This is a genomic window from Phormidesmis sp. 146-33, assembly GCF_052939515.1.
Map to the genome: position 1 here is coordinate 24543 of NZ_JBJPHU010000084.1, position 6643 is coordinate 31185.

Annotated in this window: 2 protein-coding genes; both read right to left on the minus strand. The window is 46.3% G+C overall.

What is annotated here, in order from left to right; genetic code table 11:
• Nucleotides 1-219: 219 nt before the first annotated feature.
• Nucleotides 220-852, minus strand: coding sequence for a response regulator (locus tag ACJ2PR_RS25560; protein WP_446879060.1), 633 nt, complete (start codon nt 850-852; stop codon nt 220-222).
• A 5-nt stretch (nt 853-857) separates the two neighbouring features.
• A complete protein-coding gene (locus ACJ2PR_RS25565) occupies nt 858-6569 on the minus strand; it encodes a PAS domain-containing protein (protein ID WP_446879061.1) in 5712 nt (1903 codons plus the stop codon).
• Nucleotides 6570-6643: the final 74 nt, after the last annotated feature.

Here is a 6643-nt window from a genome sequence, read left to right on the forward strand (position 1 = left end):
CCCTCTTTCTGCGATCTAGATGAAGCAAACTCAATGCTGTAACTCAATTGCTATTCGTGTTTGCCTAGAACTAAATATAGGCAATTGCCCTCTCACTTGTCGTCAACTGAGAGTTGCAACTTTTGCTCACCAAAGCGAATGATGAATCAGTCCCTTTGTCAATGTCATCATCGCTCCAACTCTGGTGGGACTCTGGAGTCAAACTAAAGGATGACTGGCTTACAAACTGACAATGCCGCGTTTAACCGCAACAATCACGGCTTGGGTGCGATCGCTCACGCCCAACTTACTTAAAATTCGATTGACATGGGTTTTGACAGTATTCTCACTAATACTTAAAGCAGTCGCAATATCTGAATTGCTCATCCCTCGTGCCATTAAGCCCAGTACCTCTAACTCTCGTCCCCTGAGTTCTGGATTATTCAGACGCTGCACCAGTTTTGCTCCCACGTCGGGTGGAATGTATTGCTGACCACGAGCAACCGTGCGAATCGCATTCAGCAACTCATTAGATTTAGTATCCTTGAGTAGATAGCCTTGAGCACCTGAGTGCAATCCGCGATAGATATCTTCATCCCCATCGTAGGTGGTGAGCACGATAATCCGGGCAGGTTTAAATTCAGCACAAATCACGCTAATGGCTTCCACCCCTCCGACCTGCGGCATTCGCAAATCCATTAGCGTTACATCTGGCTGGTGTTCTCGAAAGCGATCGATCGCCTGTTGCCCATCTTCTGCCTGAGCAACTACCGTCATTTCTGGATCGCGGTTAATGATGGTTGCCAATCCTTGCCTGACAATGGAATGATCGTCAGCAATGAGAACCCGAATCAGTGTGGATTGGCTCGTCATGATTATCACCCTCGATTAACAATGACAATAATTTCTGTTCCTTGACCGGGTTGGCTTTCGATCGCCAGTTGTGCTCCGATGCGCTCTGCCCGTTCGCTCATGCCCAACAATCCAAATCCGCCGCTCATTGGAACGCCAACCACGCCAAAGCCTTGTCCGTCGTCTTTGACTTGCAAGCGACACTGAGCATTGTCATAGACTAACTCAATTCTAATTTCATTCGCGTTAGCATATTTGATTGCATTGGTCAGTGCTTCTTGTCCAATCCGCAGCAAGTTATTTTCCACCTCGGCGGGTAAGGAATAGGCGACCCCCTGAATTGAGTAAATGAGATCCGTATTGGTCGCCACTCTCATCTGGTTTACCAGCCGCTCTAGGGCACTGGATAAATCACCTTCTTCTAGCAACTGGGGACGCAGGGCTGTCACCGAGCGACGTGCCTCAGTCAGTCCGGTGCGGGCTAGTTCCTCGATTGTGTCTAAATGGGCAAGGGTTGCTTCTGCATCATCGGTTAGCACTTGAGTTGCTGCATCAACCTGGATGAGAATGCCTGTAAACGCCTGAGCGAGTGTGTCGTGAATCTCGCGTGCCATGCGGTTACGTTCTTCCAAAATCGAGGCTTCTTCGGCACGTTTGCGATCGTTAATGTCAACGTGGGTTCCCAACATCCGCGTGGGTTGACCTGATTCGTCCCAAGCAACAATTTTGCCAACAGAAAGAGTCCATTTCCACTGACCATCCTGGGTACGCTGGCGATACTCTGCTTGATAGGTGGGAATTTCTCCAGCAATGTAAGCACGGTAGGTTGCGACAACTGATTCTCTGTCGTCAGGATGCAAACGAGCAATCCATTCGGAAATAGGCTCGTGGGATGTTGCTGGATCGTAGCCCAGCATTAAAGCGTATTCCGGGTTAACAATTCTTTCTTCAGTTCTTAAATCGAGATCGTAGAGTCCCTGATTTGCGGCTGTTAGAGCCAGGCGTAGCCGTTCTTCATTATTTTGTAGAGCTGCTTCTGCTTGCTTGCGTTTAATTCCCAATGCCATCTCGCGAGCGGCAAACCCCAATGCCTCACAGTGAGACACCGGAATGGATTGTCGAGCAAACATCGCGATCACGCCAACCAACTGCTCATCCAGCAGGATCGGATAGCCTGCAAATGCCACAATACCTTCTCGCTCTGCCCATTCTTGATCAACAAATGACTCATCAAACACATTGTTGATCAACAGTGGAAAGCCTTCTTGAGCAATTCGTCCAAGTTTCGGGCTATTCATGGAAACTCGACTGTAGGTACCGTCAAGACGGGTATACATTCCCGCACTGGCTTGTAACTCCAAAACATTCTGGTCTTTATTGATTGTCCAAATTCGAGCAAATGCCGCATTCAAGTACTTCACAACGGCTTCTGCACAGCGATGCAGCATCAAGGGTAAACTATCACTTTGAGCAAGGGCACTGTCCACATCGGCACGAAAAGCAGAGAGGATTGCCTGTTCTCGAAACTGAGCCTCGGACTGGCGCAACACCGCTTCTGCTTGTTTGCGATCGTCGATATCCGTATAAACTCCCAACGCTCGGATGGGTTCACCGGATTCATTCCAGGTAACAACTTTGCCGACAGAAAGAATCCATTTCCACTGACCATCCTGGGTACGCTGGCGAAACTCTGCTTGATAGTTGGGGACTTCTTCAGTAGTACAAGCATGGTAAGCTGCAACCACTGATTCTCTATCGTCAGGATGCACACTCTCAATCCACTCGTTTTTGGTTGTGTGCAATGTTGCTGGATCGTATCCAAACATTGAAGCGTATTCTGAGTTGACCACGATTTCTTCAGTTTTGATATTGGTATCGTAGAGTCCTTGATTTGCAGCGGTTAATGCTAAGCGTAGTCGTTCTTCACTCGTTTGTAGAGCGACTTCTGCACGTTTGCAATCGCTAATATCTACAACCACCCCTTCGATGTATCCATCGGCTGCATTCAGATAAGAAGAGAAAAGTACCCAAAACAATGTCCCATCTCGTTTCCGCATCTGGGCTTCAAAGTTTCGCACTTCCCCATCCCGCTTCAGCAACTCAAGGAATTGTTGGCGATCGCTGGGATTGACATAGTAGTCTGCGGTGTGTTCAATCCCAATGATCTCCTCTGGTGAGTCAAAGCCATACAGATTGGCAAAGCGTTGATTGGCATCGAGAAGTAATCTATCCGAGAGGCGGGATCGGTAGATGCCGACCTGCGAGTTTTCAAAGATATTGCGGAACTTAGTTTCACTTGCCTGCAACGCTACTGTTCGTTCTGCGACCTGTTGTTCTAAAGTGCGGTTATAATCAGCTAGCAGTTTCTCAGCTTGTTTGCGCTCGGTAATGTCTTGAAAGGCAACGATCGCATAAATGATATTGCCCTGTTCATCAAAGATAGGAGTTCCCCACACCTCAATTGGAGTAGTTGCATTATTTTGGTGAATTTCTATATTGTCAACTGTAGTGCAGTCGCCGCTCAGCGCCCGCATGATTGGCAGGTTCTCAATGGGATATTTTTGATCTGTTCCCGCCAGATAAAGTTGATAAACTTCTGCAAATTGATCTGGTGTCACAGCAGGAGCAATCCCTTTACCCATTAACTGAATTCCCCGTTGATTGGAGTAATACGGGCGACCCACCGCATCCACTATGCCAATCCCCACCGGAACTGCTTCCAGAAACTGAGCCATCCGGCTTTCACTGGTCCGTAGTTTTGAGTAGAGTTTGGCATTTTCAATTGAGATCGCTGCTTGAGTGGATAGCAAGTTTAAGACTTGCGTTCGCGTAGCGTCTCCTTCGGAGAATTGCTCTGGTGTAAAAGCCCCAGTTGCTGATTTATTTTCCAGATACAACACACCAACAAGCCTACTTTGATTCAGCAACGGTAAACAGAGCAGCGATCGCGGTTGGTTGTGCTGAATGTATGGCTCATGGATGAAATTACCTTCATGAGTCGCATCATTCAAAATCACAGGTTCATGAGTCCGAATCACATACTGAATAATCGATTCGGGTAAACGATTCGCCATTGGCATCGATTCCAACACTTGCGTCGTACAGACATTCTCACTATCATTGAGTTCACAAGCAGCCTCAATTGTCCATTCTCCTGAGTTTTCTAAAATCAGACTTCCAGTTTGTGCGCCAGCATTCTCGATTAAAATCTGCATCAAGGAACGAAGCAACCGATCGAGTTCAATTTCACTCGAAATTGCCTGTGATGCTTTCAGTACTGTCGCTAAATCGAATGCGCTGTCCAATCGAGTAGAAGTAATTCCAGAAGTTGCATGGATTGGCGTGTAAGTCACATCCGATGATTGAGGAAAGAACTGCGGATAGCGAGTTTCTAAATCTTTGACTTTTGCCATCGCTCCCCATCTTTCGTAGCAGTAGTGAGCTTCCTTCATGTAGAGTTGGGCAAATTTTTCCAGACCTCGCGCTAGATAATGTTTTGCAGCTAATTCGTAGGCTAACGCCTCTTCCTGAATATATTCATTTTCTCTGGCTCCTTGAATCGCTTGTTCATAGAATTTTTCTGCTTCAAGCAACTGACCCAAAACTCGCGCTTTCTCTGCCTCAACTAGGTGATATTTGTGCAAATAATTCATGGGGGCATGATCTGCCCATCGCTTCATCTTCTCCTGGCTAATCGCGACTTTTTCAAGAATTTCCTCTCGTACTTGAGCGTTACTTTCAGAGTGTGTTGCGAGTCTTACCAGAGAATCATAGAGGTAATACAAAGGCTCAAAGGGACCCGATATTGCTTGAATCAAATAACGTTCTGCTAGAGCTAAGTTTTCAACTGCCTTAGCATACTCAGAAAATAGATAGCACAGGAAAAGTTTGTTAAAAGATACGCTAAAAATCGCGTTTCCAACATTCGCTGCCTCGTATTGTGACAACCCCTGCTCCTCATTGTAGATTTCACCCACGAGACAGGTTGGACTGATCGAGCGTCCCATCAAATTTAAGACAGACTGGTGATCTATTTGATTCCAAATGAGTGTCCCCTTATTTTTGAGTTGATGAATTGCTTCACTATATGTTGTCATCTCACGTTCAAGTTCCACGAGTCCCTTTCCAATCGCCCAGCAGTAGCGGCAGTAAGCGTGAGCGGAATAGGCAGCAAACTCCAAATCCCCAATTTCTAGCGCGCTTTGATAGGCTTCTAGGAATGATTGCTGCAATTCTCTAGCATGTTTCTTCCGGTGGATGATGAAGAAATTTGCGAACAGCAATGTTCTCGCTCTAATTGAATGGGTATTCAGTTGTGACAGCAGTTCTAAAGCAAGCTGACCAAACTCGTAGCCAGACTCGATGGCTTCGACCATTCCACAAAGAATTGATCCAAAGCTGGCATACGCAAAGGGAGACACAGGTGCATTGCCGTACTGGATTGACAAGTTGACCTGTTTAGATGCAAGTAGCGGCAGCAAATTGGGAGCAACAATATGGGCAGCAGCAGTGAGGCTGGCTAAGATTCGCATCGCCGCCAACTTGTCTGGGTCGGTCATTTTCGGCAAATGGATCAAGTCCCAAATCGGTTTCTCACCTAAGAGGGATGTGATTGTGTCCAATTCAAGGCGAACATCTAACTGAGTGGGCGATTGAGGAAAACTGATGCCCAATTGCTGTAATACTTGTAATCCAGTATTGATTGCTTTTAATGGCTGGTTCTGCGCCATGTCGATTTGAATTTTGACTTCGTAAACTTTTACAGTTTCAAGAACCGTTTTAGCTTCTTGCAGAACGATCGCTGCCCAGTCTTCTACCTGTTCAAACTCGCCGCACAAGTACGCAACTTCTGTTGTTTCTACAGATAACGCTAAGGTCAAGTCATAGTTTGTTTGCCAACTAGAGGCTTCTAGCCATTGTCTCCCTGTCGTTAAATAGTTGCTTGCCGTACTATACGCGATCGCTCCTTTTGCTTTCTGACCTGCCATTAAATTCAATCGAGCAATCTCATGACGTTTGGCTTGATCAGAGACAATCTCAATTCCATGATTAAGATGATCGACAATCTCAAACAACCGCTCTAATCGCTGTTCTGGTAACGTTTTTTCGAGGAGATTACGACCGATTTGCAGATGAACCACTTGTTTGTGAGACTCATCAATCAAGGCGTAGGCGGCTTGCTGCACGCGATCGTGCGAAAACTTATACGCTTGAACGAACAAGTTCTCATCTAATTCAGAGAGAGGTTGAATCAATTCAGCTTGAATCGCTGCTAGCAAATTCAGAGAAATTGCTTTCGGGGATTCTTCACACACAATCGCCAAGGTCTCTAAATCAAACTCAGAGCCAACACAAGCCGCGATCGAGAGAATTTGCTGGGTTGCTTCCGACAATTTCTGCAACTGATGCAGCAGCAACTCCACTACATTATCCGTAATATCTTGAGCGTCAATCTCAGCCAAGCTCCATTGCCATCTCAATTGTTGGGCATCAAAGGTCAACAGATTTTCGTCATACAGCAGTTTCAAAAATTCACCAACAAAGAAGGGATTGCCTTCAGTTTTACGCGCCACAGTTTGGACGAGGGAATGAACCGTTTCAGGAGTGTGATTGAGTGTCTCAGCTAACAGTTGGCTCAACGATTCCAATGTCAAGGGGGTTAGAATGATGTCCTGAAGGATTGCTCCCTGGTTTCGCAGGCTCTCTAGTGTCAAAATGAATGGATGCGTCGGAGTCACTTCGTTATCTCGATAAGCCCCGATCAAAAATAGAGATTGGGTTTGCTCGTCAAGTAAGATCAGTTCGATTAACT

Coding starts and splice junctions, on each gene's coding strand:
- ACJ2PR_RS25560 (WP_446879060.1), bottom strand. CDS start 852: ATGACGAGCCAATCCACACTGATTCGGGTTCTCATTGCTGACGATCAT.